General features: G+C 66.9%; 26 protein-coding genes. 12 read left to right on the top strand and 14 right to left on the bottom strand.

Going from position 1 to position 25,930, the window contains the following annotated elements; all coding sequences use genetic code 11:
• Window positions 1-10 precede the first annotated feature (10 nt).
• Window positions 11-1,144, bottom strand: coding sequence for an ABC transporter ATP-binding protein (locus V4U86_RS13530; RefSeq protein ID WP_395312036.1), 1,134 nt, complete (start codon window positions 1,142-1,144; stop codon window positions 11-13).
• Between the two features lie 338 nt (window positions 1,145-1,482).
• Here V4U86_RS13530 and V4U86_RS13525 point away from each other — a divergent pair, with 338 nt between their 5' ends.
• On the top strand, window positions 1,483-2,889 hold the full coding sequence (locus V4U86_RS13525) for a purine-cytosine permease family protein (protein WP_395311702.1): 1,407 nt from the start codon (window positions 1,483-1,485) through the stop codon (window positions 2,887-2,889).
• Here V4U86_RS13525 and V4U86_RS13520 read toward each other — a convergent pair.
• From V4U86_RS13520 to sigJ, 5 genes are read right to left on the bottom strand one after another with little or no spacing between them, the layout of a single operon-like run.
• Window positions 2,886-4,037, bottom strand: a complete 1,152-nt coding sequence (locus V4U86_RS13520; RefSeq protein WP_395311701.1) for an epoxide hydrolase family protein — start codon at window positions 4,035-4,037, stop codon at window positions 2,886-2,888. The two genes, V4U86_RS13525 and V4U86_RS13520, sit on opposite strands and share 4 nt — an antisense overlap.
• A 4-nt stretch (window positions 4,038-4,041) precedes the next feature.
• Window positions 4,042-5,505: an adenylate/guanylate cyclase domain-containing protein gene (locus V4U86_RS13515; protein WP_395311700.1), complete on the bottom strand. Its 1,464-nt coding sequence runs from the start codon at window positions 5,503-5,505 to the stop codon at window positions 4,042-4,044.
• Window positions 5,492-6,109 carry a hypothetical protein gene (locus V4U86_RS13510; protein ID WP_395311699.1) on the bottom strand — a complete coding sequence of 206 codons (618 nt, stop codon included), beginning with the start codon at window positions 6,107-6,109 and terminating at the stop codon, window positions 5,492-5,494. The genes V4U86_RS13515 and V4U86_RS13510 overlap by 14 nt, the downstream gene beginning before the upstream one ends.
• 36 nt (window positions 6,110-6,145) lie before the next feature.
• Window positions 6,146-6,601, bottom strand: a complete 456-nt coding sequence (locus V4U86_RS13505) for an SRPBCC family protein (RefSeq protein ID WP_395311698.1) — start codon at window positions 6,599-6,601, stop codon at window positions 6,146-6,148.
• Window positions 6,602-6,615: 14 nt separating this feature from the next.
• Complete coding sequence (gene sigJ, locus V4U86_RS13500; RefSeq protein ID WP_395311697.1) at window positions 6,616-7,509, bottom strand: RNA polymerase sigma factor SigJ; 894 nt, start codon at window positions 7,507-7,509, stop codon at window positions 6,616-6,618.
• A gap of 162 nt (window positions 7,510-7,671) precedes the next feature.
• On the opposite strand from sigJ, the gene V4U86_RS13495 reads away from it, so the two are divergent.
• Window positions 7,672-9,123, top strand: a complete 1,452-nt coding sequence (locus V4U86_RS13495; protein ID WP_395311696.1) for an LLM class flavin-dependent oxidoreductase — start codon at window positions 7,672-7,674, stop codon at window positions 9,121-9,123.
• 4 nt (window positions 9,124-9,127) lie between these two features.
• Entirely contained in the window at window positions 9,128-9,586 is a 459-nt protein-coding gene (locus V4U86_RS13490) for a GNAT family N-acetyltransferase (protein ID WP_395311695.1), read from the top strand.
• Window positions 9,587-9,675: 89 nt separating this feature from the next.
• On the opposite strand, the gene V4U86_RS13485 is transcribed toward V4U86_RS13490, so the two are convergent.
• Together V4U86_RS13485 and V4U86_RS13480 are read right to left on the bottom strand one after the other, a co-directional pair.
• Window positions 9,676-10,101 (bottom strand): tautomerase family protein, encoded by a 426-nt coding sequence (locus V4U86_RS13485; protein WP_395311694.1) that lies wholly within the window; start codon window positions 10,099-10,101, stop codon window positions 9,676-9,678.
• Between the two features lie 26 nt (window positions 10,102-10,127).
• Window positions 10,128-10,829 carry an SDR family oxidoreductase gene (locus V4U86_RS13480; RefSeq protein ID WP_395311693.1) on the bottom strand — a complete coding sequence of 234 codons (702 nt, stop codon included), beginning with the start codon at window positions 10,827-10,829 and terminating at the stop codon, window positions 10,128-10,130.
• A 95-nt stretch (window positions 10,830-10,924) separates the two neighbouring features.
• On the opposite strand from V4U86_RS13480, the gene V4U86_RS13475 reads away from it, so the two are divergent.
• Window positions 10,925-11,392 carry a winged helix-turn-helix transcriptional regulator gene (locus V4U86_RS13475; RefSeq protein ID WP_395312035.1) on the top strand — a complete coding sequence of 156 codons (468 nt, stop codon included), beginning with the start codon at window positions 10,925-10,927 and terminating at the stop codon, window positions 11,390-11,392.
• A gap of 27 nt (window positions 11,393-11,419) precedes the next feature.
• Window positions 11,420-12,988: a hypothetical protein gene (locus tag V4U86_RS13470; protein WP_395311692.1), complete on the top strand. Its 1,569-nt coding sequence runs from the start codon at window positions 11,420-11,422 to the stop codon at window positions 12,986-12,988.
• A 1-nt stretch (window position 12,989) separates the two neighbouring features.
• Here the strand turns inward: V4U86_RS13470 and V4U86_RS13465 are convergent, their stop codons facing one another.
• Together V4U86_RS13465 and V4U86_RS13460 are read right to left on the bottom strand one after the other, a co-directional pair.
• Window positions 12,990-13,865 (bottom strand): universal stress protein, encoded by an 876-nt coding sequence (locus tag V4U86_RS13465; RefSeq protein WP_395311691.1) that lies wholly within the window; start codon window positions 13,863-13,865, stop codon window positions 12,990-12,992.
• Window positions 13,866-14,007: 142 nt separating this feature from the next.
• The gene (locus V4U86_RS13460) at window positions 14,008-15,750 is read right to left on the bottom strand and encodes a GAF domain-containing protein (RefSeq protein ID WP_425590835.1); all 1,743 of its coding nucleotides are present in this window, start codon (window positions 15,748-15,750) and stop codon (window positions 14,008-14,010) included.
• A gap of 81 nt (window positions 15,751-15,831) precedes the next feature.
• Here V4U86_RS13460 and V4U86_RS13455 point away from each other — a divergent pair, with 81 nt between their 5' ends.
• Window positions 15,832-16,716, top strand: coding sequence for a universal stress protein (locus V4U86_RS13455; protein WP_395311689.1), 885 nt, complete (start codon window positions 15,832-15,834; stop codon window positions 16,714-16,716).
• A 1-nt stretch (window position 16,717) separates the two neighbouring features.
• On the opposite strand, the gene V4U86_RS13450 is transcribed toward V4U86_RS13455, so the two are convergent.
• On the bottom strand, window positions 16,718-17,959 hold the full coding sequence (locus V4U86_RS13450; protein WP_395311688.1) for an MFS transporter: 1,242 nt from the start codon (window positions 17,957-17,959) through the stop codon (window positions 16,718-16,720).
• Window positions 17,960-18,073: 114 nt separating this feature from the next.
• On the opposite strand from V4U86_RS13450, the gene V4U86_RS13445 reads away from it, so the two are divergent.
• The 3 genes from V4U86_RS13445 to V4U86_RS13435 all read left to right on the top strand — a co-directional run bounded on the left by V4U86_RS13445 (window position 18,074) and on the right by V4U86_RS13435 (window position 21,477).
• Window positions 18,074-19,156, top strand: coding sequence for an NAD(P)H-dependent amine dehydrogenase family protein (locus tag V4U86_RS13445; RefSeq protein ID WP_395311687.1), 1,083 nt, complete (start codon window positions 18,074-18,076; stop codon window positions 19,154-19,156).
• Window positions 19,157-19,327: 171 nt separating this feature from the next.
• Entirely contained in the window at window positions 19,328-20,602 is a 1,275-nt protein-coding gene (locus tag V4U86_RS13440) for a cytochrome P450 (RefSeq protein WP_395311686.1), read from the top strand.
• Complete coding sequence (locus tag V4U86_RS13435) at window positions 20,599-21,477, top strand: mycofactocin-coupled SDR family oxidoreductase (protein ID WP_395311685.1); 879 nt, start codon at window positions 20,599-20,601, stop codon at window positions 21,475-21,477. Before V4U86_RS13440 ends, V4U86_RS13435 begins: the two co-directional genes overlap by 4 nt.
• Before the next feature lie 24 nt (window positions 21,478-21,501).
• On the opposite strand, the gene V4U86_RS13430 is transcribed toward V4U86_RS13435, so the two are convergent.
• Together V4U86_RS13430 and V4U86_RS13425 are read right to left on the bottom strand one after the other, a co-directional pair.
• Window positions 21,502-22,473 (bottom strand): IS481 family transposase, encoded by a 972-nt coding sequence (locus V4U86_RS13430; RefSeq protein ID WP_395311684.1) that lies wholly within the window; start codon window positions 22,471-22,473, stop codon window positions 21,502-21,504.
• Between the two features lie 100 nt (window positions 22,474-22,573).
• Window positions 22,574-23,233 (bottom strand): TetR/AcrR family transcriptional regulator, encoded by a 660-nt coding sequence (locus V4U86_RS13425; protein ID WP_395311683.1) that lies wholly within the window; start codon window positions 23,231-23,233, stop codon window positions 22,574-22,576.
• 87 nt (window positions 23,234-23,320) lie between these two features.
• Between V4U86_RS13425 and V4U86_RS13420 the strand changes: the two genes are divergently transcribed.
• The 3 genes from V4U86_RS13420 to V4U86_RS13410 all read left to right on the top strand — a co-directional run bounded on the left by V4U86_RS13420 (window position 23,321) and on the right by V4U86_RS13410 (window position 25,464).
• Window positions 23,321-23,446: a hypothetical protein gene (locus tag V4U86_RS13420; protein WP_395311682.1), complete on the top strand. Its 126-nt coding sequence runs from the start codon at window positions 23,321-23,323 to the stop codon at window positions 23,444-23,446.
• The gene (locus V4U86_RS13415) at window positions 23,443-24,231 is read left to right on the top strand and encodes a spirocyclase AveC family protein (protein WP_395311681.1); all 789 of its coding nucleotides are present in this window, start codon (window positions 23,443-23,445) and stop codon (window positions 24,229-24,231) included. The genes V4U86_RS13420 and V4U86_RS13415 overlap by 4 nt, the downstream gene beginning before the upstream one ends.
• Window positions 24,232-24,354: 123 nt before the next feature.
• The gene (locus V4U86_RS13410; RefSeq protein ID WP_395312034.1) at window positions 24,355-25,464 is read left to right on the top strand and encodes a cytochrome P450; all 1,110 of its coding nucleotides are present in this window, start codon (window positions 24,355-24,357) and stop codon (window positions 25,462-25,464) included.
• Here the strand turns inward: V4U86_RS13410 and V4U86_RS13405 are convergent.
• Window positions 25,444-25,905 (bottom strand): SRPBCC family protein, encoded by a 462-nt coding sequence (locus tag V4U86_RS13405; RefSeq protein WP_395311680.1) that lies wholly within the window; start codon window positions 25,903-25,905, stop codon window positions 25,444-25,446. The two genes, V4U86_RS13410 and V4U86_RS13405, sit on opposite strands and share 21 nt — an antisense overlap.
• Between the last annotated feature and the right edge of the window lie 25 nt (window positions 25,906-25,930).

Here is a 25,930-nt window from a genome sequence, read left to right as displayed (position 1 = left end):
TGCGGGTCGGTCAGGACTCGTCGAGCATCTCCTCGAGATCCTCGGTGGTGGGGATGTCGGCGGCCGGCAGCACCAGGGATGCCTCCGGCGACCAGTGGGTGTACACCTCGTCTCCGGGGCGCAGCAGCGGCAGATCCTGTTCCGGCCCAACGTGCGCGACGATGATCGAGTCGTCGGGGGCGGCGACCGACAGTCGCACCACCGGCCCCTGGAAGGTCAGGTCGCGCACCGTGCCGCGGACCACGGCCAGGTCGCCGGTCGGCGCATCGGTGGACACCCGGACCCGTTCCGGCCGGATCATCAGGGTGGCGTGCCCGCCCGGTTCGATCGTCGTCTCACCCGGCCGCGACTTCAGTTTCGTACCGAGCACCTCGATCTCGACGAAGTCCCGGTTGGTGCGGCCGGTCTGCCTGCCGGGCCACAGATTGGCCTGACCGATGAAACCGGCGACGAACACCGTGGCGGGCCGGTCGTAGATGTCGGTGGGAGTGCCGATCTGTTCGACGTTGCCGGAGTTCATGACCGCGATGCGGTCACTCATCGTCAGCGCCTCTTCCTGATCGTGGGTCACGTAGATGAAGGTGATCCCCACTTCGCGCTGGATGCGTTTCAGTTCGAACTGCATCGCGTGGCGCAGCTTCAGGTCCAGCGCACCGAGGGGTTCATCGAGCAGCAGGGCGCTGGGGTAGTTGACCAGGGCGCGGGCCAGAGCGACACGCTGCTGTTGACCGCCGGAGAGCTGACCGGGCTTGCGCTTGGCGAAGTCGGTGAGCCGCACGATCTCGATGATCTCGTCGACCCGGCGCTTGACCTCGCCCTTGCCTTTGGTCTTGTCGATCTTCATGCTGCGCGGGCCGTAGGCGATGTTGTCCCAGACCGTCATGTGCGGGAACAGCGCGTAGTGCTGGAAGACGGTGTTGACGTTGCGCTTGTGGGGTGACACCCGGGACACGTCGACGCCCTCGAGCCGGATCGCGCCCTCGGTCGGGGTCTCGAAACCGGCGATCATGCGCAGCGTCGTCGTCTTGCCGCACCCCGAGGGACCGAGCATGGAGAAGAACTCGCCCGCAGCGATGGTGAAGTCCGCGTCGGCCACCGCGACGTAGTCGTCGAAGCGTTTGACCACATGGTCGATCTCGATCACGGGCGCACCCTTGCGGATGGTGCTCCCGTCCTCGCCGGTGGTGTGGTCTGCGGCGGTGGTGTTGGTGCCGGTCAGGGTCGGGCCTCCCTCGAGATTGCGGTCCGTGTGAATAAACAATCGCGGATCGGAGCGCCCCGCGCAAGCGATTCCGCAACGAATTTACATTCCGACAATGGAATCCATAGGTTTCTCCGCCCTCGGGGACAGAATCCGCTGCGCCGATGCGTGACATGCACGCCCATCGGAACGGGGGCCGGGTCGCACCCGGCGTGGCGTGATCGAATACTCGCATGACCGGCGGTACGACAAGGGCCTCTCAGCCATCCAATTCCAGCTCGATGAACCACCCGTTGACCTCGCCGTCCTTCAGCGGGCGGTCCCCGGCGGGGGCCGGCGATCTGTCCGTCGAGACGCACGGGATCGCGCCGGTGGGCCGGGAGAACCGGTACGGGACTCCGGCGCGGCTGTTCACCGTGTGGTTCGCCCCCCAGGTGAACATGACCGGGGTCTTCACCGGCACCCTGGCCATCCTGCTCGGTCTCGGGTTCTGGCTGGGTCTGGTGGCAATGGTGATCGGCACCGTGCTGGGCGCGCTGGTGGTCGCGTATCTGTCCACCTGGGGTCCGCGCACCGGGACCGCCCAGCTGCCCACCGCGCGGATGGCGTTCGGTCCGACGGTGGCGCTGCCCGCGGCCCTGCAGTGGCTGTCCTCCATCGCCTGGGACGCGCTGGTCGGCCTGTTCGGTGGGCAGGCGCTCGCACTGCTGCTCGACATACCGTTCTGGGTGGCGGTGCTGATCGTGCTGGCCGTGCAGGGCGCGGTCGGTTTCGTCGGCTACGAGCTCATCCACCGGCTGCAGGCAGTGTTGACCGTCGTGTTGTTCGCCACCTTCGTGGTGTTCGCGGTCAAGCTCGTCTCCGGCGGCGGTCACCCGGTCATCACACCGGCCCAACTCACCGGCGCGGATCTGGTGGGCGCCTTCGTCCTCGAAGTGACGGTCGCACTCAGCCTCACCATCTCCTGGGCCAGTTACGCCGCGGACTTCAGCCGTTACCTACCGGTCGAGTCGTCCAAGACCCGGGTCTTCGGGTACACGTTCGCCGGAATCGTGCTGGCCTACATCTTCGTCCAGGCCATCGGCATCGCCGCCGCCGAGGCGATCGGTGATCACACCGCAGAGGGCGTCCGCGACGTGATGGGCGGCGGCGCGCTGGGGGCGGTGGCATTGCTGATCATCGCGCTGGCCTCGGTCGGATCCGGGGTGATGAACGACTACAGCGGATCACTGGCCCTGCAGACCCTGGGGGTCCGGGTGCGCCGGCCGGTGTCCGCCGTCCTGGTCACCGTGCTGGCCTTCTTCCTCATTCTGTGGCTGCACGGCGCCGACACCGCCACCAGATTCCTCGACGTGCTGCTGCTGATCGGGTATTGGATCCCGGCGTTCGTCGCGATCATCGTCATCGACTGGGTGCTGCGGACCCGGGCGGGTGATCCGGCGGACCCGTTCGTCGACGTCGCGGCCGCCGTCACCCGGCGCCGGCACGCCGGTGCCGCGCTGGTGGTGTTCGTCGTCTCCTACGGTGCGGCGATGCCGTTCATGAACACCTCACTCATCCACGGGCCGGTGGCCACCGCCTGGCATGGCGCCGATATCGCGTACTTCGTGAATTTCGTTGTCGCTGCAGTGCTTTACGGCGGGCACCGGTTCATCAGCGACCGCCGGTCCACGCAGCGGCCCGGCTAGTCCCGCACGGTCGCGAAGAACGCCCGGACGTCCTCGACGAACAGTTCGGGTTGTTCGAACGCGGCGAAGTGCCCGCCCCGCGGCATGGTGGTCCACCGGGTGATGTTGTAGTTCGGCTCGCACCACGCGCGCGGGGACCGCAGGATCTCCTTCGGGAAGGCCGCGACACCGGTCGGCACACTCACCGGCTCGCCCTGCCCGAAGGCGCGGAAGCTCTCCCAGTACAGCCGGGCCGAGGACGCACCGGATCCGGTCAGCCAGTACAGCATCACGTTGTCCAGCAACTCGTCCCGGCTGAGCACGTTCTCCGGATGCCCGTCGCAGTCCGTCCAGGACCAGAATTTCTCCACGATCCAGGCGAGCTGGGCCACCGGGGAATCGACCAGACCGTAACCGAGGGTCTGCGGTCGGGTCGCTTGTTGTTTCGAGTACCCGGAGTCCCACTTGTTGTAGTGCTTCATGGCCGCAAAGGCCTGCCGGTCCTCTTCTGTCGGGTTCTTCAGGCTCTCGTCGGCGGGCCGGCCGAGTGGCATGTTGGTGTGGATGGCCATGCAGCCGTTGCCGCTGCCGTCAGGACCGGCGTTGCGTCCGATCTGGGTGGTGACGGCCGCACCCCAATCCCCGCCCTGGGCGCCGTACCGGAGGTAGCCCAGACGCTGCATGACGGTGTCCCAGGCGGTCGCGATCCGCTCGATGCCCCACCCGGTGCCGGTCGGTTTGCCGGAGAAGCCGTACCCGGGCAGGGACGGGCAGACGACGTGGAACGCGTCCTCGGCGCGACCGCCGTAGGAGGTGGGATCGGTGAGCGGACCGATCACCTTCTGGAACTCCACGATCGACCCCGGCCACCCGTGCGTGATGATCAACGGCAGCGCATCATCGTGCGGAGACCGCTGATGAATGAAGTGGATGTCCAGATCGTCTATCGCAGTGGTGAATTGCGGAAATCGATTGAGCTCGGCTTCCCGGGCTCGCCAGTCGTAGCGGTCAGCCCAGTAGCCGGCGAGCTCCTGCGTGTAGGCCAGTGGGATGCCCTGGCTCCAGTCGTCGACGCATTCGGCCTCGGGCCACCGCGTGCGCGCCAGCCGGTCACGCAGATCGGTGAGCGTGTCGTCGGCGATGTCGATACGGAACGGACGGACAGTCATTTCCTCATCGTGGCACGTAGACGTACGTGGGTTCGGAACGCCCACGCAATGTCATCGAGCCGTGTCCATCCCAATGCCCGACCTCGTCGGCGGCCCGCTGCACCGCCGCGCCGGAGCAGGCGATCCGTCCCGGGAGCGTTTTTGCGATGTCAGCCAGCCGGGCGGCCTCGTTCACCGGGTCCCCGATGACGGTGTACTCATAGCGGTTCTCCGCGCCGATGTTGCCGGCGAATGCGGGCCCGGCCGAGACACCGATGCCGTAGTCCAGTTCCTGCCGTCCCAGGGCCGCGGCCAACGTTCGGGCCGCGGCCAACGCGGAGGACGCTGCGGTCTCCGCGGCGATCGGAGCGCCGAACACCGCCAGCGCGGCATCACCCTGGAACTTGTTGATCAGGCCGTCGTGGGAGTCCACTGCGGCGACCACGATCCGGAAGAAGTCGTTGAACACGTCGGCCACCTCCGCCGGCGTCCGGGTCATCGCCAGCGCCGTGGAACCCGTCACGTCGACGAACAGGACGGCCACCTCCCGAACATCGCCGGACAGCACGTCGTCGGTCTGGACGGCCAGGCTCACCACCTCCGGACCCACGTGACGCCCGAACAGATCCCGCAGTCGGTCACGTTCGCGCAGACCGGTCACCATCCGGTTGAAGCCGCTCTGGAGGCGGCCGATCTCGGACCGTTCGTACACGTCGACCTGCTGGCCGATGCGGCCCTGTTCGACATCGGCCATCGCGTCGATGATCTCGCGCAGCGGGTCGGAGATCGAGATGGAGACCAGCATCAGGGTGCGCAGCCCGAGGAACACCGACACCAGGGACAGCAGCACGACCGGCACGTCCACCGACGCCGACTGCGGGATCAGCCAGCCGTTCGCCCGGCACACGACCAGTGCCGCGATGGTGATGCTCGGCAGCGCGGTGGTGAGGGTCCACATCAGCACCAGCCGCGCCTGCACACCTGGCGCGGTGACCCGGCCGTCGAAATCCCGGGACGCCGCCGCAACCAGCGGCCGGGTGACCCGCTGGGTGAACAGCAGGCTGCTGCTGGCGGTGGAGACGCCACCGAACAGCACCGCGACCTCGATCAGCAGGATCGGCAACCAGCCGGTGACGCCGCTGGTGACGATGAAGACGGCGCCGCTGAGCAGCCAGATCGCCATCAGCAGGATCGACTGATGCCGGATCATGTCGATCGCGGCGCGGCGCTGCCGGGCATCGGGTTCGGCGCCGGCTTCGAACCAGCGCAGCGACGGCGCGATGATGCGGTACCCGCCGATCGCCGCCAGCACCGTGCCCAGTGACACCACGGCCAACAGCCGCCCCAGATCGGCCTCGGGCAGCAGTATCTCGGCCTCGATGCGGTGTTGGCGCCCCAGGGACACCAGGACGATGACGACCTCGGCGGAGGTGAGCAGGTGGGCGAAGACGAGGCCGGCGGTGAAGCGAACCGCCCTATTGTGGGACATCGGTGTACACCGGGGTGTAGCCGTCGGCCGAGAATGTGAATCCCCTACCGCTCGATTCGCTGCCGCAGGACACCCCGGTGAGTTCCTGGACATTGCACCGGAATCCCGCGACCTGCAGGACCTTTCCGAACGGCAGGGTGGTGACGGGTGCATCGGCATCGGTGGCGTTGTCGGGGTCGACGACGGATTCGACGAAGCCGACGTCGGAGTCTCGATCGATGATGATCGTGTCCGGTGCGGTGGGTGCGCCGTCCGGCCCGGGTACCGATGTCGGGGCCCCGGCGATGGACAGCTGGGTGGACGACGCCGGCCGGCAGCCCGCCGACGCGTGCGGGACGATCACGCACTGCCAGCGGCCGCTGGGGGTGGCGAAGCGGTACACCTTCGGCGTCCCGGTGGCGACGTAGTATTCCGACGCGTCCGCCAGGGTGCGATTGGATGGGTGATCCGGTAATCGCGGTGGCGGTGCGGGGGTTTCGACCGGGGTCCAGGGTTGCCCGGTGTTGACGACGGTGGGGGAGCCACAGCCCGCGAGCAGCAGGCTCGCCAGCGCGGCGCTCAGCACACCGGCGCGCCCGCGATTCCTGTGGTCGGTGCGGCTCACCGACTCAGGGTACGGCCCGCAGTGCGCCCGGCGCGGTCAGCACGCGGCGGTTCCCTCCAGGTCGGTCTGCGCAGCATCGAGCACTTCGTTGAACACATGGGTGAGCACCGGTCTGGCGACCAATCTGGTCAACGCCGCGCCGACGAACGGAAACCGCAGCTCGACCGTCGTCGTCCACAGCACGTGCGTACCGCCCGGCACCTCGGTGAAACTGACGTGGCCTTCCTTGTGATCCGAGGGCGGGAAGCTGCGATCGACCCGGTAATCGAACCGATGGGGGCGGTCGTACCCGGTGATGACCTCGTGAAACCAGCCGACTACCCAGAGCAGGACACGGACGGCACCGAGCCCGTACGGCGCATCCGAGCCGGGTCGTTCCAATCGTTCCCGCAGTACCAGCCGGGACCGGGTGTAGTTGCTGGCCGTGGAGACATAATCGAAGACGTCGCCGATCGGCGCGCCGATCGTCCGCTCCACGGTGATGGTTTCCATGACGGCCTCTCCTCTCATCGCGCGAGCGCACGCAGGACGCGGGCCGCTCGTAGTTTCTCGGGATTTCTGATCGCGTACAGACCCGAGACCGCACTCCCGGTGACCTCGAACAGCAGCACGGTATGCAGGCGGTCGTTCGTGCTGAACAACACTGCTGGTGCGGTGTTATAGAAATCGAATTCGATTGCGGAGTGCCCGAGTTCACCGCCGGCAAGATGCATGATGAAGTGCGCCACCCGCTCCGGCCCGACCACCGGCGACTGCGCCGCGCGTACTTGCCCGCCGCCGTCCGAGATCTGTATGACGTCCGATGACAGCACCGCGAGCAGGCCATCCATATCGCCCGTCCGCGCCGCACGGAGAAACTTGTCGACGATGGCCTCGGACTTATCCCGGTCGGGTTCGAATCGTTTACGTCGTGCCTGAACATGCCTTCGCGCGCGGTGGATCGTCTGACGCACCGCCACTTCCGTCTTGCCGGTGATGGCCGCGATCTCCGGTCCGGCGAAGCCGAACACCTCACCCAACACGAACACCGCTCGTTCGGCAGGGGTGAGTGTCTGCAGGATCAGCATCATCGCCATCGAGACCGATTCGGCGAGCAGCGCGTCCGCACTGACATCGGGTCCGGTGAGGATCGGCTCCGGCAGCCAGTTTCCGACATAGTCCTCGCGACGGCGTGCGGTCGCACGCAGCGTGTTGACGGCTTGGCGGGTGACGGTCTGCACCAAGTACGCGCGCGGGTACTCGACGGCCGCGGTGTCGGCGTGGCGCCATCGTAGGTAGCTGTCCTGCACGACGTCCTCCGCGTCGACGGCACTACCCAGAATCTGATAGGCGACGGTGAACAACAACGACTGGTGCTCGGCGAAGACACGATCTGCTTCGGTTACATCGGTGTCGTCCACCGTGTCCCTCCCTTTCGGCCTCTCCATACTTAGACACCGTCACCCGCGGGATCGTGACATCCGTCGATATGACCTGGCTCACAACGGCACCACCATGCGCGGGATCCGATCCCGCTGAGTACAACCGGTGACGTTCGGAGCCGACTCCCGAAGACTTGCCGGGTGACCCGAGTGATCCGTTTCAACGCCTTCGACATGAACTGCGTCGCCCATCAGTCGCCCGGACTGTGGAAGCATCCCGAGGACCAGTCGTGGCGATACAAGGACATCCGCTACTGGACCGAGCTGGCCCAGCTGTTGGAGCGGGGCCGCTTCGACGGGTTGTTCATCGCCGATGTGCTGGGCACCTACGATGTCTACGGCGCCGACGACGAGGCCGCCATCCGGCAGGGCGCGCAGATCCCGGTGAACGACCCGATGCTGCTCGTGTCGGCGATGGCGCTGGTCACCGAACACCTCGGGTTCGGCATCACCACCGGCACGGGCTTCGAGCATCCGTATCCGTTTGCCCGCCGGATGTCCACACTGGACCATCTCACCAACGGCCGGATCGGCTGGAACGTCGTCACCGGCTATCTGCCCTCGGCCGCCCGCAACATGGGCCAGACCGACCAACCCGCCCACGATGCTCGCTACGACCACGCCGACGAATACCTCGAAGTGCTCTACAAGCTGTGGGAAGGCTCCTGGGAGGACGGCGCCGTCGTCCGCGACCGTGAGCGTGGGATTTTCACCGACCCGGACAAGGTGCACCACATCGGTCATTCCGGCACGCACTTCTCGGTGCCCGGGGTCCACCTGTCCGAACCGTCGGTGCAGCGCACCCCGGTCATCTACCAGGCCGGCGCATCACCGCGCGGGGTCCGCTTCGCCGCCGAGAACGCCGAGGCGATCTTCACCGGTGCACCCACCAAAGAGATTCTGCGCGAGACTGTTTCGACAATCCGCCGCGAACTCGAACTGGCCGGTCGGGACCCATACTCGGCGAAGATCTTCAACATGACCACGGTCATCACCGGCGCGACGGATGAAGAGGCGCACGCCAAGCATCTGGAGTACCTGGCCTACGGCGATCCCGAGGGCGCGCTGGTCTTCATGTCCGGCTGGATGGGCATCGATCTGGCCCGGTATGGCCTGGACGAGCCGATCGGCAACGTCGACTCCAACGCCATCCTGTCCGCGGTCAAGGCCTTCCAGTCCGCCGACCCGAAGGGCGGGGAGTGGACGGTCCGCGACATCGCCGAGTGGGGTGAGATCGGCGGCATGGGTCCGCGCATCGTCGGCTCCGCCGAGCGGGTGGCCGACACGCTGCAGGAGTGGGTCGAGGAGACCGAAGTGGACGGGTTCAACCTGGCCTACGCCATCACCCCGGGTTCGTTCGCCGACTTCGTCGACTATGTGGTGCCGGTGCTGACCGAGCGCGGGGCCTACCAGTCCGAGTACACGCCCGGGTCGCTGCGCAACAAGCTGACCGGCGTGGGGGACCGGTTGCCCGCCGAGCACCGCGGCGCGAGCTACCGGGTGGGCGGACCCAACTCGACGGTGATCGACCGTCCGTCGACGCTGCCGTCCTCCTCGGCGTCGCTGGCATCTCAGCCTGCCCGGGGCCGCTGACCGGGTGGACCCGTCACGACTCCGCCGCGCAGTCCCGGCCGACCGAATCGAACTGGAACGGCTGATCGGGGTGGCCTTCGCTCCGTATGTCGAACGGATCGGCAGGCCACCGGCCCCGATGACGGCGGATTATGGTGCAGCGCTGGCCGATTCCCGGGTCTGGGTGGCCGACGGCGACAACCGTCTGGAAGCGGCTCTGGTGCTCGACCCGCATGCCGGGTATCTACTGATCGAGGTGATCGCCGTCGATCCCGCGGCACAGGGCCGTGGGATCGGGGCGGCGCTGCTCGACCGGGCGGCCGAGCAGGCACGCGATCTCGGGCTCGCCGAGGTGCGGTTGTACACCAACGAAGCCATGACCGAGAACCTGGTCTACTACCCGCGGCGGGGTTTCATCGAGACCGGTCGCCGCGTCGAGGACGGTTACCGCCGGGTGTACTTCGCCAGGGCAGTGAGTCGCTAGCCGTTACCTCGCCGTCCGCGCCCGCAACTCCGTGGTCAGTGCTGAACCCGTCGGTCTGCCAAGGGGTCCGGCGACCGATCGGGAGTTGCTCAGTACGGCGAAGCCGCGTTCGACCGGGCCCACTCGTGTTCGGCTTCGGAGTTGGCCGGCGGTGGGATCAGCCCGTTGATCATCCACATCTCCGCGCTGGTCTCGTCGACGTGGAATTCCCAGTGCAACCCGGGATGCGGATCCAGGTAGGGCGACATGATCGACCTGATCCAGTGGCTGATGCGTTGCCGGCCGGTGGAATCGGCGCTGTGCCGGGCGATGTGGTCGATGACGATCCGCACGCCCACCGCGGTGGCCTCGCCGCCGACGTAGAAGTTCGACGGCTCGGTCTCGGTGAAGATGACCACGACATAGAACCGCGGTAACCCGGCCTTCTCGTAGTGGTCGGTGATCCGGGATGCGAGGTCGCGTTTGGTGTCGTCGGTGAAGATTCCGGGCGTGTGATGAATGGTCCAGAGCGGCATGCGGTGCGTCTCCTCGGGGTGGCAGGTCAGTGTCCGAGTGCGAAGACGAGGTCTTCGACGGGGCCGGACAGTTTGGCCTTCACGGCGGTGGTGACCTCGTCGGCCAGTACCTCGTGTTCGCCCGCTTCCAGGGCATCGAGGATGGTGGCGGCGACGGTGGCCGGCGCGGATTTGGCCAACCCGATCGCCGACACCATCTCGGTGTCGATGAAGCCGACGTGCACGCCGAGTACCTGAGTGCCCTGAGCACTGAGTTCCACCCGCAGCGAGTTGGTCAGTGACCAGATGGCGGCCTTGGACGCGCCGTATGCGCCGCTGCCGGCCAGCCAGGACAACACCGAATGGATGTTGACGAGCGCCCCGCCGCCACGGGCGGCCAGTACCGGCGCGAGCGCCCTGGTGACCCGCAGCGGGCCCAGCGTGTTGGTATCGAAGGTGGCGCTGATGTCGGCGAAGTCGCCGGTCAACAGCGGGCCGGGCAGCAGAGTGCCGGCATTGTTGACGACGATGTCGACGTCGGCAACCTGCGCGGCCATTGCGGCGACGGACTCCTCGTCGCGCACCTCGAGGGGGAGGCTGACGACGCCGGTGCGGATGTCCGCGTACGGCTCTCGGGCGGTCGAGTACACCTTCGCCGCTCCACGAGCGAGTACCTCGTCGACGAGTGCCGAACCGAGACCGCGTCTTCCTCCGGTGACCAACACCGTTGCGCCGTGTACCGCGACCATGACTGCCTCCTCCAACCTGAATAACGTTTACGTTACTGAGATCGAAGCACGCTCAGCTGACTAACGCAAGCATTAGTTACAATGGAGTGATGGCGATGACACTCGAGCGGCGATTGCGCGACCGCGAGACTTGGACCATCGGCGACGCCTGTTCGGCGGCCAAGGTGCTGGACCTGCTCAACACCAAGACCACATTTCTCACTGTCCGGGAATGTTTCTACGGCACAACCCGTTTCGAGGACTTCGTGGAGCGAGTCGGCTCCTCGGCGCCGGCGGTGTCACGCGCACTCAAGCAATTGGAGGGCGCCGGGGTGGTACACCGGGTGCCGTACCGGGAGCCCGGAAGCCGGGCGCGCGACGAGTACCACCTCACCTCGTCGGGGGAGGACCTGCTGCCACTGTTCCTGGCTCTGATGCAGTGGGGCGATGAGTATCTGCAGGACGGCAAACCGCCGCTGTCGTTCGTCGATCCCGACGGTCGCCAGGTCCGGGTGCGGGTCACCGCGGACACCGAATCGCCCGCCATCCGCTCGGAGGACCTCCAGATCCGCTACACCGGATGATCCCCGGCCCCCGGCTAAGCTGCGTCAATGGCGCCGGCGAGTGACAGAAATGGTGCTGCGCTGAGTTCGTTCTCGATCTTCGCGGTGCTGTACACCATCGCGATCACCGTGGAAGTCGGCGAACAGTGGCTCGATCCCTGGTTTGCCGGCGCGTTCATCCTGGCCGCCGGGGCCGCGATCGGCACCGGCATGACCCGTGGCAAGTTCCTGGCGCTGCTGGTCGCGTCGACAACCTACTTCGGGATCTTCCGTTTCCCGGATGTGGCCAATCACGTCAACCTGATGCTGTGCCTGAACCTCGCGATGATCATCGTGCTCGGGTATTCGACGATCCGGCGCAGCGACCCCGAGGCCGATTACACCGTCCTGCTGCCGGTACTCCGACTGGGTTTGATCCTGGTCTACGTCATCGCCGGCTTCGACAAACTCAATTCGGACTTCTTCGATACCGAGGCGTCCTGTGCGGCAGGGATGCTCGCGTCGATCGTCGCAGCCTTAAAGACCCCGATCCTGGGTGTGCCGGTGGTGCTGCCCCTCGCCGCGGCCGCGGTCTTCGCCGGATCCCGACTGCTGCGGCGTGGCCGGTTCGGCGCGCCGGGACACCGGGCGTTCACCGTGACGGTGGCCGGCCTGGGCGTCGCCGGCCTGGCCGCGGTGGCGCTGATCCTGTTCGGCGGATCTGCGGCCGAGGCCGGACTGCCAACGGCGATCGGGATGGTTGCCGCGCTGTCGGTGATCGGGTGGGAGTTGGGCGGTGGGCTACTGCTGAGCGTTCCCCGGTTGCAGGCCGGCATCCTGGCCTTCTCGCTGACCATGCACGCCGCCCTGGCCCTGATCGGGTTCGTGGATTTCGGGGCGCTCGCCGTCGCCCTGCTGTTCACCTTCGCGCCGGCCGACCACGTGCAGCGCCTGTCCGCGCCGCGACTGCTCGGCTATGCCGGGATCTGCATCTCGGTCACGCTGCTGAGCGGATGGAGCACGCACGTCCACCCGGTGCCCGACCTCGCCCTGCTCGCCGGCCTGCTGTTCGACGCCGGGGTGCTCATCGCGGTGTGGCCGCAGTTGGCGGCGGTGTTCTCCCCGGACCGCGACCCCCGCTGGCGAGGGGTGCGCATCCTGGACCGCCGGACCCCAGCCTGGCTCTACGCCGTCCCGGTGCTGCTGCTGTTCATCGGTCTGACGCCGTATCTGGGACTGCGCACCGCGGGCAACTTCTCCATGTTCAGCAATCTGCGTACCGAAGGGGAGACGTCCAATCATCTTCTGCTGGGCGCTAATCCGCTCAAGCTGTGGGGATACCAGGAGGACGTGGTGTGGATCCTCGACCTCGACGACCGCTTCGGCAGAACCATCTACCACTACGACGGCTCACCGCGGGGCTATGCGCTGCCGGTCGTGGAGTTCCGGAAGTGGATCTACGACTGGGGCCGGGCCGGATACCGGGTGCCGATGACCTACGCCTACGACGGCTACCGCCACACCACCGAGGACATCGTCACCGACCCGGTGTGGCGGACCGACAGTCGCAGCCCCGAGATGGCGCTGCTGGATTTCCGGTACATCCAGCCCGGGCAGCCCAACTACTGCCGGTGGTGAGCTACTTGCGCACCACCACGACCGGCGCGTGCGACAACTGCGCTACGGTCGAGGCCACCGAGCCGAGCAACAGGCCGGCGAATCCACCGCGGCCCCGGCTGCCGACCACGACGAGTTGGGCCTGCTGGGATTCCTCGATCAGCCAGTGTGCGGGCCGATCCCGGACCAGCCTGCGCTGGACCTGCACGCTGGGGAACTCCTGCTGCCAGCCCGCCAGCCGCTCGGCGAGTGCCACCTGGGCTTCCTCTTCGTAGACACGCCAGTCCAAACCGAACATCGGCACCGCCCCGATATCGCTCCAGGCGTGCACGGCCACCAGATCGACACCGCGCAGCGCGGCTTCCTCGAAGGCGAACCGGGTGGCCGCCTCCGCGGACGGTGAACCGTCAACACCCAGGATGACCGGCGCGGACGAATCGGCGACGTCGTTCTGGTGAATCACCACCACCGGGCAGTGCGCATGGTGCAACAGACCCGCCGCGACCGACCCCAGGGGCAGCCTCTTGTGACCACCGGTACCGCGGTTACCGACCACGAGCATCGTCGCCGACCGTGACGCCTCGGCCAGCGTACCGACCACCGGGGACGGCCGCGATTCGGTGCGGACCTCGACCGTGTCATTCTCGCCGAGCGCGGAGCGCAACGCCTTCTCCGCCTCCTCCAGCACCTTGTTCGACGAGTCTTCCTGCTGCTCAACGATACTCGGCTCCACCGGCAAGGCCGACCAGGTGGTGATCACCGGTGCGGTGACATGCAGCAAAGTCACGGTGGCCTTGCGGCGCAGACCCTCCCTGGCCGCCCACACGACCGCGGCCTCCGACGCCGGCGAACCATCGACGGCGACGGCGATTCCGAGCTGCTCTGCTGGGGATGACATGTGCTGCTCCTCTGTGGCGGTTGCCGTTGACGTTAGCCGAAAGCGAGTGGCCCCGGCAGGGTCCAAAGTCCTTCACCTTCGACTGTAACCGAGCCGGCCGGCGGCCCCCGTACCGATCGCGGGATCGTATGCACACCAACGACTATGGCAGCGGTACCGCCCAATGCAGCACCGTCCCACCGGTGCTGCCGGGAGTCAGGGTCAAAGTGCCGCCGCCCTGCTCGGCCCGGGTGCGCAGGTTCCGCAGTCCGCTTTCGGTGACGTCCTCGTCGATGCCGCACCCGTTGTCGGTCACGGTGATCCCCAGATCGTCGTCGACCTTGACCAGCAGCGCGAGTTCGGTTGCACCGGAATGACGCACCGCATTGCTGACCGCCTCGCGCACCACGGCTTCGGCATGATCGGCGAGCACAGAATCGATCACCGACAACGGCCCGACGAACTGGGTGCTGGTACGCAGACCGGAAGCCGAGAACTGATCCACGGCCTCCTGAAGACGCTGCCGCAACCGCACCGCACCCGACGTCCCGCCGTGCAGGTCGAAGATCGTGGTGCGGATTTCCTGGATCACCTCCTGCAGGTCGTCGACGGACGCCGACAGCCGTTCCTGCACCTCGCCGGATCGGGCGCGCGCCACGGTGCCCTGCAGTGACAGCCCCACCGCGAACAGTCGCTGGATGACATGGTCATGCAGATCCCGGGCGATCCGGTCCCGGTCGGTGAGGACGTCGAGTTCGCGCATCTGACGCTGGGTGAGCGCCAACTGCCAGGCCAGTGCGGCCTGGTCGGCGAACGAGGCCGCCATCTCCAACTGGTCTTCGGTGAAAGCACGAGCACCGGCCGGACGCAGCGCCACCAGCACCCCGGCGACCGAATCGGTGGCGCGCAGGGGCACCACCAGAGCCGGTCCGGCCTCGGCGAGCAAGTTCGTCGGCACGTCGAAAACGTCACGCCGTTGGGGGAGTGCCCGCTGCAGCGCCTCACCGAGAGAGTTCCCGACAACCGGCAACGGATGGGCCGCATGCACCGAAACCGGGCTGTCCCCGGCGATTTCAGTGATGAGCAGTTCGAGCGCATCGCTCGTGTCGGAGTCCGGGACCGCCACGAACGACACCCGCGCCCCGGTGAGTGTGAGCACTTCCTCGGCGATCAACCGGAACACCCGGCCGGGATCGGTGCCCGCCAGCAGTTCGGTGGCGATGTCGCGGGTCGCCTCGATCCAGGACTGCCGGGCGCGCGACTGCTCATAGAGTCGCGCGTTGTCGATGGCGATGCCGGCCGCCGCGGCGAGTGCCTGGGCGAGCACCTCGTCGTCCTCGCTGAACGGCTGCCCGGTGTTCTTCTCGGTCAGGTAGAGGTTGCCGTACACCTCGTCCCGGATGCGCACCGGAACACCGAGGAAGGTGCGCATCGGCGGATGGTTCGGCGGAAAGCCGACCGAGGCCGGATGGTCGGTGATGTTGTCCAGCCGGATCGGTGTCGGCTCGTCGATGAGCAGCCCGAGCACACCGTGCCCCTGGGGCAGCGGACCGATCGCGGCCCGGGTCTGGGCGTCGATGCCCTCGTAGACGAACTCCACGAGTTCGTGACCGTGCTCGTCACCGCGCACTCCGAGCGCGCCGTACCGGGCGTCCAGCAGCTCGATGGCGGTGTGCACGATCGTTCGCAGCGTGACTTCCAGGTCGAGCCCGGACGTCACGGCGAGCATCGCTTCGACCAGACCGTTGACGCGGTTGCCGCCCTCGACGATCTGCGCTACCCGGTCCTGCACCTCGCTCAGAAGTTCGCGCAGCCTCAGCTGCGACAGCGTCTCCCGGAGGGGTCGGACGCCGCCGTCACCGTCTGCTGCGACTCCGTCGGACACCGGGTCGGCCACACCGAGCATTGTGGCACCGGGGCCGGGGTCGGGGCCAACGTCCATACGGCAGGATGGACGGCGGGTGGGACCGCGCGAAAGGACGTCGATATGACCGAGGCCGCACAACCCGTCGTGGTCGGCGTGGACGGCTCGACGAGCGCAGTGGCAGCGGCCGGCTGGGCCGCAGGCATCGCCGCCCGGCTGGGCGCGCCGCTGCACATCGTGTATGCGATGCCCTACCTCGGTCACAACTTCAGCGACGCCGCTGCCGCCGTGCGTGCGGCCGCGATCGCCGGGCAGCACGAAGCCGCCGAGTCGATTCTCGGCGCAGCCGCGGACGCGGTACGGCGCAGCGAACCCGGGCTGGAGGTCACCACCAGCGCTCCGTCCGAGCCTGCCGACGAAGTGCTGCGGGCGTTGGGTGCGCAGTCGCGGCTGATCGTGCTGGGTTCGCAGGAGGTGTCGGCGGCCGCAGCGCTGCTGGTCGGTTCGCTGACGCTCAAGACGATCGGCAGCGCTGCCTGCCCGGTGGTGGCCTGGCGTGGCGAAGCCACCGCGCCGACAACGCAACCTGTCCTGGTCGGCGTCGACGACAAGAGCAGCGACACTGCGCTCGGGCTGGCGTTCGAGATCGCCGACGCGCTGAAGGTTCCGTTGCGGGCGGTGCGATCCTGGTCGTCGCGCCGGCCGCCCGGCGACGTCACGATCCCGTTCCTGGTCGACTGGGACGCGTTGGAGGCCATGGAATGGACCGCGCTGACCGCCGCCGTCGAACCGTGGGCGCAACGCTACCCGGACGTCGAGGTCGGCCTGTTCGTCGAGCCCGCCAAGCCCAGTCAGGCCCTACTCAAGCATCTCGACGACGCCCAACTGGTCGTGGTCGGCACCCGCGGGCACGGGGTGCTGACCAGCACCCTGATCGGATCGACGAGCCTGAACCTGCTGCACCATTCGCCGGTCCCGGTCGCGGTGTGCAGACCGGCGGCGGACTGACTCAGCCGCGGGACTGGGCCACCGGCTCAGCCGTCTGCGTCACGGCGGTCTGTCGGCCCAGAGCGAGGAACAGCGCACCGCCGGCGAACGCCGCGATGCCGGTGAACACCAAGAAACCGTTGAAGCTGTCACTGGACTGCAGGGTTCGGCTCAGGATGAACGCACCGAGCGCGGAGGAGACGCCGATGGCTGCGGACAGGATGCTCAACACGGTGCTGTACAGCGTCAGATCGAAACGCCGCGCCACCAGGTAGGCGATGACGTCACCCTCGGCTCCCCACGCGGCGCCCAGGCAACATACCGCCAGCACCAGTACCGCGAAGCTGTCCCACGGGGATGCGACGAGCAGACATCCCACCCCGGGCAGCGCCATCGCCACGGCCGCCACCAGTTGGGCGGGGAAGCGATCCAGCGCGACACCGCAGACGAAGCGGCCGACGATCACGGCGGTGGCGAAAACCGATATCAGCGCGGCGACCAAGCCTCCGTCGGCGCCGGCCCTGCTCAGTGAGTCACCCAGGACGACGCCGAGCTGACTGGTGGTGACCGTGTGGTACAGGTTGCACAGCAGCACGCCGCCCAGCAGGATCCAGAACACCCGGGCGCGACCGATCAGCCGATAATCGTTGCCGGTCTTACCTTCTCCACGGGTCCGGCGTACCGACGGGTCCTCGGCGGGGAGCAGCACCAGCGCCAGCGCGCCGACCACGCCGATGGTCGCCGCGATGGCCAGGCACCCGATGCGCCAGCCGTACGCGTTGTTGATCACCTCCAGCATGGGTGCGCCGACGGCGCCGAGCAGTGGCGGTCCCGATATGGCGATGGCCAGTGCGAGTCCGCGCGCCTTGTCGAAACAGGTCGCCACGATCCGGCTGTAGATGGCCGGGGTGGTGGCCACCCCCAGCCCGATCAGCACGACGTTGATCGCGAAGTACTGCCAGATCGGCCCGGACATCAGCGCGTAACCGGTCCAACAGAGCGGGAGGCCGACCACGCCGATCACGGCGATCCGGCGCACCCCGAACAGGTCGGTGAGCCGGCCGTAGATCGGCAGGAAGACGAAGGTCAGCAGCGTGATCGTTCCGGTGAGCACGAAATCGGCGCGGTCCCAGCCGAATTCTGCGAGGAACCGGGGGCCCATCGCGGCGTTGGTGTAGGCGCTCAGACTGAGCCCGGCGCTCAGGCCCGCTGTGGCCGCCGCCAGCGGCCGCCAGTTTGTCCTGAGCTCACCGAAGTAGGTCATGGCGGCCTTTCGCGGTACGGGCAGGAGTTACAAATCTACCGCGCCGTGTTGCCCTCACCGACGTGCCGTCATGGGTACCGTAAGTACTTCGGCAGACGGGCGAGGGAGCGACGCATGCGCAGAGTGGTCCAGGTTTCGACCGGCAACGTGGGACGCCACGCGCTGCGTGCCCTGATCGGGCGCCCGGATCTGAAGCTCGTCGGCGTGCATGCGTCCGGCCCGGACAAGATCGGTCGCGACGCCGCCGAGCTGTGCGGGCTGGACGGGCCGACCGGGGTCGTCGCGACCGGCGACATCGAAGCGCTGATAGAGCTCGCACCCGATTGCGTGGTCTACACCGCACTGGCCGAGACCCGGCCGATGGAGGCGATCGACGAGCTGTGCATGTTTCTGCGGGCCGGCATCACCGTGGTGGGCACATCGCTGGTCTGGATGGCTGCGCCGCGGCACGCCGAGGACTGGGTGCGTGAGCCGCTGGCGGCGGCCTGCGCGGCCGGCAACTCCTCGCTCTACATCAACGGCATCGATCCGGGCTATTCGGCGGACACCCTGGTGCACACGGCGGCCAGCCTGGTGACGCGGGTCGATTCCATCAGTGTTCAGGAGATCTTCGACTACGGCAACTATGACGATGCCGAGTTCACCGGCGCATCAATGGGTTTCGGCACCGAAGAGACGGCCGAGCTGCCGCCGTTGTTCCTGCCCGGCGTGGTGGAGTCGCTGTGGGGGCCGCAGGTACGCGCTCTGGCCGCGCATCTCGGCGTCACCCTCGACGAGGTCCGCCAACGAACCGAACGCTGGTTCACCCCGGATCCGATCGAGTGCACCATGATGGCGGTGGCGCCGGGGCAGATGGCGGCGGTGCGGTTCGCCACCGAGGGGGTGCGCAACGGGCGCGTGGTCATCACCCTGGAGCACGTCAACCGACTGACCACGGCGGCAGCGCCGGAATGGGACTTCCCGCCCGACGGGCACGTCGGAGTGCACCGGGTAGTGATCGAGGGGGAGCCTCGGGTCGAGGTGAACACCCATCTGTCCCATCCGGTCTTCGACCCCACCGATGCGGGTTGCATCTCGACGGCGGCCCGGGTGGTGAATGCGATCGACTGGGTGTGTGACGCGCCGGCCGGACTGGTCGCCGTCGAGGACATCCCGCCGTCCGCGCTCATGCGGGGCCTGCTCTGGGACGCGGGCTGACCACGCCGAAGCGGATCCGATGTTTGGTCGCCACGGGCGATCGACTCTGGCCACAACGGGCTCTGGCCCGGACAATCCTGACCGTTGACGACCCAGCGGAACAACCTTTAGGGTGGCGTGCAACAAACATTAGGTTTCATATCAGCTGGCGCGGACGATCAGGAGCGTGCGGTGACCGACTTCGAGACAGTGGACTACTTCACCGACGAATCGCTCGTCCCCGACCCGTATCCATACTTCGACCACCTGCGCGCCCGGTGCCCGGTCACGTCGGCGACCCCGTTCAACGTGCTGGCGGTCACCGGTTACGAGGAAGCCGTGGCCGTCTACAAGAACCCGGCGTTCTCGTCGTGCAACTCGGTCGCGGGCCCGTTCTCCGGCCTGCCGTTCGGCCCGGGCGAGAGCGACGACGTCGGCGACCTGATCGAGCAACACCGTGGACAGGTGCCGATGGCCGAGCACATCACGTCACAGGATCCGCCGCTACACACCCGGACCCGGAGTCTGTTGAGCCGCCTCATCACCCCCAAGCGGCTCAAGGAGAACGAAGACTTCATGTGGCGGCTGGCCGACCAGCAGCTGGACACCTTCATCGCAAACGGGCGGGCCGAGTTTCTGGCCGATTACGCAAAGCCGTTCTCGCTGCTGGTCATTGCCGATCTGCTCGGCGTTCCGGCCGAGGACCATCAGGAGTTCAAATCGGTCTTCGCCCTGGAAACGGTGGGGGAGTTGGGCAAGGAGGCGCCCACCACCCACAATCCGCTGCAGTGGCTCAACGAGAAGTTCCACGCCTATATCGAGGACCGCCGCCGCTCACCCCGTGAGGACGTGCTGACCGAACTGGCGCTGGCCAAACACGAGGACGGTTCGGTTCCCGACATCGAGGACGTCATGAACCTCTCGACGTTCCTGTTCGCCGCCGGCACCGATACCACGACGAAGCTGGTGAGCTCGGCGGTGCGTTTCATCGGTGACAATCCCGGATTCGAGCAGATGCTGCGAACTGATCGCAGCAAGATCCCGGCTTTCCTCGAGGAGACCCTGCGATTGGAGAGTCCGGTCAAGTCGCACTTCCGGCTGGCGAGCAAGAACACCACCATCGGTGACGTCGACGTGCCGGCCGGCACCACGGTGATGCTGTTGCCCGGCGCGTGTAACCGGGACGGACGAAAGTTTGCCGACCCGAACGATTTCCGCGTGGACCGGCCGAACGTCCGAGAACAGATCGCCTTCATCCGCGGCGCCCACTCCTGCCCGGGGGCTCCGCTGGCACGGGCAGAGGGCCGCATCTCCCTGGAACGCATCCTCGATCGGATGCAGGACATCACCATCTCCGACGAACACCACGGCCCGGCCGGGCAGCGTCGGTACGGCTACGAGCCCACCTTCATCATGCGCGGCCTGGCCGAGCTGCACATCACGTTCACGAGCAAGGAGAACCGATGACCGGGAAGCTGGCGGGCAAGGTCGCGTTCATCACCGGAGCCGCGCGCGGCCAGGGCCGGGCACACGCCATCGCGATGGCCCGGGAGGGCGCGGACATCATCGCCATCGACATCTGTCGCGACATCCCCTCCAACCCTTACCCGTTGGCCACCCCCGACGATCTCGCCGAGACCGAGCGTGCGGTCAAGGGGCTGGGCCGGCGGGTGCTGGCCCGGATTGCCGATGTGCGCGAGCGGCACGAACTTCGGGACGCGGTCGAGGCCGGAGTCGCCGACTTCGGCAAGGTCGACATCGTCGTCGCCAACGCCGGGATCCTGCCGATGGCCATGGGCAACCCGGACCCGATCGGTTTCGTCGACGCCTCCGACGTCGACCTGCTGGGTGTGATGAACACCGTGGCCGTGACCCTGCCGCATCTGCCCGACGGCGCCTCGATCATCGTCACCGGCTCCACCGCGGGAATGATCCGCGGCACCACGACCAGCCCCGACATGGGCCCCGGTGGCGCCGGGTACGGGTGGAGCAAGCGCATCGTCATCGAGTACGTCAATGAGATGTGTCTTCTGTTGGCGCCGCGGATGATTCGCATCAACGCGATCCACCCCACCAACTGCAACACCCATCTGCTGCAGAACGAGGGTATGTACGGGGTGTTCCGGCCCGACCTCAAGGCCGAGGGCAAGGTGCCCACCCGAGAGGACGCCGAACCTCTGTTCAATCTGTTCCAGGCCATGCCGATCCCGTACATCGAGCCGGAGGACATGGCCAATCTCGGGGTCTTCCTGGCCGGCGACGAGAGCCGGTACATCACCGGCCAACACATCCGGGTGGACGCCGGATCGCTTCTCAAGTGGCCCAACGGCCCCGGCGGCTAGCTGTTGTGACCTGACACGTTGTTGTCAGGCGGCGAGTCTGGTGATGGGTGGTTTCCCGCCGAGGGCGGAGTGGCCTCGTTGAGTGTTGTATCGGCGCAGGAATCGGTCAAGTGCTCGTTTGCGGACGCTGCTGGAGGTCCAGGGTCGGGCGTAGGCCCATTCATTGAGCAGGGTCCGGTTGAAACGCTCGGCTTTCCCGTTGGTCCAGGGGCAGCCGGGCTTGATGAACCTGCATCGCAGTCCCCAGGCCGTGCACACCCAGCCCCAATTGGTGCCGCGCCGGTAGACCAAAGCGTTGTCCGTCAGCAGCCGCCGCACCCGCACACCGTGGCCGGCGAACCACACCATCGCTCGGTGCAAGAATCCTGCGCACGTGAGGTCTTTCTCGTCGGGCAGTACTTCGCTGTATGCCAGCCTGGTGCGGTCATCGATCGCGGTGTGCACATAGTCATAGCCGATCTTGGTCTTCTTGTGCCGGTTGGCAACTGACACCTTCGCGTCGCGGCCGTGCAGGCGCCACCCTCCACCTTTGGGGATGCGTCCCAACTTTTTGACATCGACGTGGACCATTGCTCCTGGGGTGCGGTACTCATAGCGGTTGGGGCTGCGCCGCGACGAGCGCACCGGCTGCCCCGTGATCGGGTCGATCGCACTCAAGTGCGGCACCTGATGGCGCGCCAAGACACGGCCTACCGTCGAGGCGTGCATCCCGAGCTCGGCGGCCAGCACGACCGCGCCGCGCTTGCGGCGCTGCCGAGCTCTGAGCACTTTGCGCTCGACGTGTGCACTGGTGCGCGTCGGCATCCGGTGCGGACGCGAGGACCGGTCGGCCAACGCCTCCTCACCGCCCTCTCGATGGCGGCGCAGCCACTTATAGACCGTGGCCCGCGAAATGCCCAGTTGTTCAGCGACATGAGCTGGCGGCCAGCCCGCGGCGACACGCTCCACGATCAAGCGACGTGCGAACAGGTTGGTGCGAGCGTTAACGTGAGACACGAGGACCTCCTACGGATAGATGCCAGACACATCCACTCCGTCAGGAGGTCCTCCCCATTTCAAGCCGCCACGCCGTCAACAACCTCCAAGGTCACAACAGCTAGCCGCGGCCGCTGCCCGGGCGGTGCAGGAAACCGTGCAGGACGGCCTGCACCAGTTCTTCGACGATCGCCTCCCGCGGCGGGGGCCGATTGCCGAAGAAGCTGGAGCGCAACGCGACCATGCCCACGATCATCGCCACCGTCGAGTGCGCGGGCAGATCCGGTTGTGCCGACTGGATCCCACGCAGACTCATACCCTCGGCGCTGATCTGGCCGAGCACGCTCAGCGCGCGCCGGATATCGGCGATGCCCGATGCTTCGATGTCCTGCTCGCTGAGACCTTCGGATGCCACCAGGGTGAGCAACAGGCCGCGGTGTTCGATGAGCACATCGTAGAGCTGGCCGACGAACTCGCGGGTCAACTCCTGCTCGTCGGTCTGCTCGGGTACCACCGCTTGCCAGGTCTGCCGGAACTCGTCGAGGAAACTGGTGAACGGCACCACCAGTGCCTCCCGGAAAAGTCCTGCCTTGGAACCGAAATGACGAAAGAGCAGATACTCGGTGACTCCGGCGGCTTCGGCGATCTCGCGGGTGGTGGTGCTGCGGTAGTCGCGCCGGGCGAACAGGTCGCGGGCCGCCTCGAGCAGCAGACGACGAGCCTCGCCCGGTGGCCGACGCACACCGGCTCCGGCCTTCTTCGACGAATCATGCTGGGACACGGAATTTCACGATAGTCGTCCCTTGACCAGTCCAGAGTTAATAGTGTCCACTATTAAAGAGTGGTGTCGCGAGGAAGGGACTCGTCCGTGGGCCAATTCATCATGCTGGGAACGCTGCTGGGATTGATCATCCTGATCGTCGGGCTGGTCCTGTACTTCGATCCGGAAGCCCGCGGACCCCGGGGTGTCACCGGGGAGAAGGCCGACCGATGAACACCGAACTCACCACCCCGCTCATCATCGGGCTGTCCTTCGCCTACATCGGGGGAGCCCTGTTCCTGGCCTACGGTGTCTACCTCAGTTTCCGGCGCGGCCGGCTGCATCCGCTGCTGCTGGTGTCGATCTCGGCCATCTCGTTCTCCTGGATCGAGGCGCCCTATGACTGGGCGATGTACGCGCAGTTCCCGCCGGCCCTGCCGCGGATGCCGTCCTGGTGGCCGATGAACTTCACCTGGGGCGGCGGACTACCCTCGGCGGTACCCATCGGCTACATCGCCTACTTCACCTTGCCGGCCGTCATCGGCGCGGCGCTCGGGCGCGGACTGATCCGGAGGTTCGGCTGGCGCCGACCACAGACGCTGCTGATCGTCGGTCTGCTGGTCGGGTTCTGCTGGGCGTTGTTCTTCAACGCATTCTTCGGTCCCCGATTCGGAGTCTTCTACTACGGCTATGTGATTCCGGGCCTGGCGATATTCGAGGGCAGCAAGTTCCAATACCCCATCTACGACGCCATCGCGATGGCGCTGCAGATGATGGTGTTCACCTATCTGCTGGGCCGCACCGATGAGCAGGGCCGCAACGTGATCGAGATCTGGGCGGACAAACGGTCCAAGACCCGCGCCGGCTCGGCGCTGCTGTCGATCGGCGCCGTCGTCGTCGCCGGGCATCTGGTGTACGGAGCGGTCTTCGCGCCACACCTGGTCACCAAACTCGGCGGGTTCGTCACCGTGGGACCGACGGAGCAGTTGTTCCCCGGAGTACCCAACCAGCCCCGATGACCACGGACCAGAGAAGGAATCACAGTGACCAGCAACCCGGAGACCGGCCTGTCCCACGACGCACTCTATTACGACCCGTTCGACAACGACATCGATGACAACCCGTACCCGATCTGGAAGCGGATGCGCGAAGAGGCGCCGCTGTACTACAACGACAAGCACAACTTCTACGCGCTGACCCGATACGCCGACGTCGCACCGGCGCTGCCCGATTGGCAGACCTACCGCTCCGGGCGGGGAACCACCGCCGACATCCTGTTCAGCGGAATCGAGGTGCCCCCCGGCATCCTGCTGTTCGAGGACCCACCGCTGCACGATCTGCACCGCAAGTTGTTGTCGCGGGTGTTCACTCCGCGCCGGATGCTGGCTGTGGAGGAGCTGGTACGTGGATTCTGTTCGCGCGCACTGGATCCGCTGGTGGGCTCCGACAGTTTCGATATGGTGGTCGAGCTGGGCGCGATCATGCCGATGCGCACCATAGGCTATCTGCTGGGTATCCCCGAGGACGCACAGCAACGCATCCGCGATCACAACGACAAACGCATCACCGTCGAGGCCGGCGGCGACATCAGTCCGACGATCTTCCAGGACGCGATCGCCGAGTTCGCCGAGTACATCGAGTGGCGTGCCACCCACCCGTCCGACGATCTGATGACCGATCTGCTGAACGCCGAGATCGAGGAGGCCGACGGCACCCGGCGCAAGCTCGAGCGCACCGAGGTGCTCGCCTACACCGCGATGATCGCCGGGGCCGGCAACGAGACCACGGCACGATTGATCGGGTTCATGGGCCAATTGCTCGCCGAGCATCCCGAACAACGACACGAACTGGTCGCCGACCCGGCGCTCATCTCCGGGGCCATCGAGGAAACCCTGCGCTACGAGCCGCCGTCACCGGTACAGGCCCGCTACGTGGCGCGCGATGTCGAGTACTACGGGCAGACCGTGCGCGAGGGGTCCTACATGCTGTTGATCAACGGCGCGGCCGACCGTGACCCCGCTCGACATACCGATCCCGATCGCTTCGATATCCACCGCAAGGGTGCGCATCTCGGATTCGGCCAGGGTATCCACTTCTGTCTCGGCTCAGCGCTTGCACGCCTGGAGGCCCGGGTGGCCTTCGAGGAGGTACTCAAGCGGTGGACCGACTGGGAGGTCGACTACGACCGCGCCCGCCGGGCCCACACCTCCAGTGTGCGTGGGTGGGCGCAGCTACCGGTTCGGGTCGGCTGAACCGTTCTCCACGTAGTCCTTGACCCGCTCCAGGGTCTTGGTCATGTCCCGGATGTTGCGGCGCTTGCGGAGGAACATCGCGACGTCCAACAGTTTGGGCCCGGGCATTTGGAAGGACTCGGTGACGGCGGTGGACTGACCGCGGGCTTCGAATCGGTAATGCCAGTTGTTGAGCGCCCGGTTGCCGGCGAGCACCGCGAAGCCGAACTCCTTGCCGGGCGTGCAGGCGGTGACCCGGCACGTCGTCCAGTAGATCGGGCCGATCTCGTTGCGTTTGACATGCCCGCGGAACTTCGCGCCGAGCGCGGGTCCGGTCGCCCCGTCGAGCCATTCGGCCTCGAAGGTCTCCGGCGAGAACTTGCCGGTATTGCGGATATCGGACACCACGTTCCAGACGTCGATGGCCGGGGCGTTGATGACGACCGTGGCAGCACCATCCATTCCGCGACCGTAGCAGCCCGTGTCG

The sequence above is a fragment of the Mycobacterium sp. AMU20-3851 genome (genome assembly GCF_043974665.1).
Taxonomy (GTDB): Bacteria; Actinomycetota; Actinomycetes; order Mycobacteriales; family Mycobacteriaceae; genus Mycobacterium.
The sequence above is the reverse complement of the archived record's forward strand: the minus strand, read 5'-3'. Positions and strand labels throughout refer to the sequence as shown.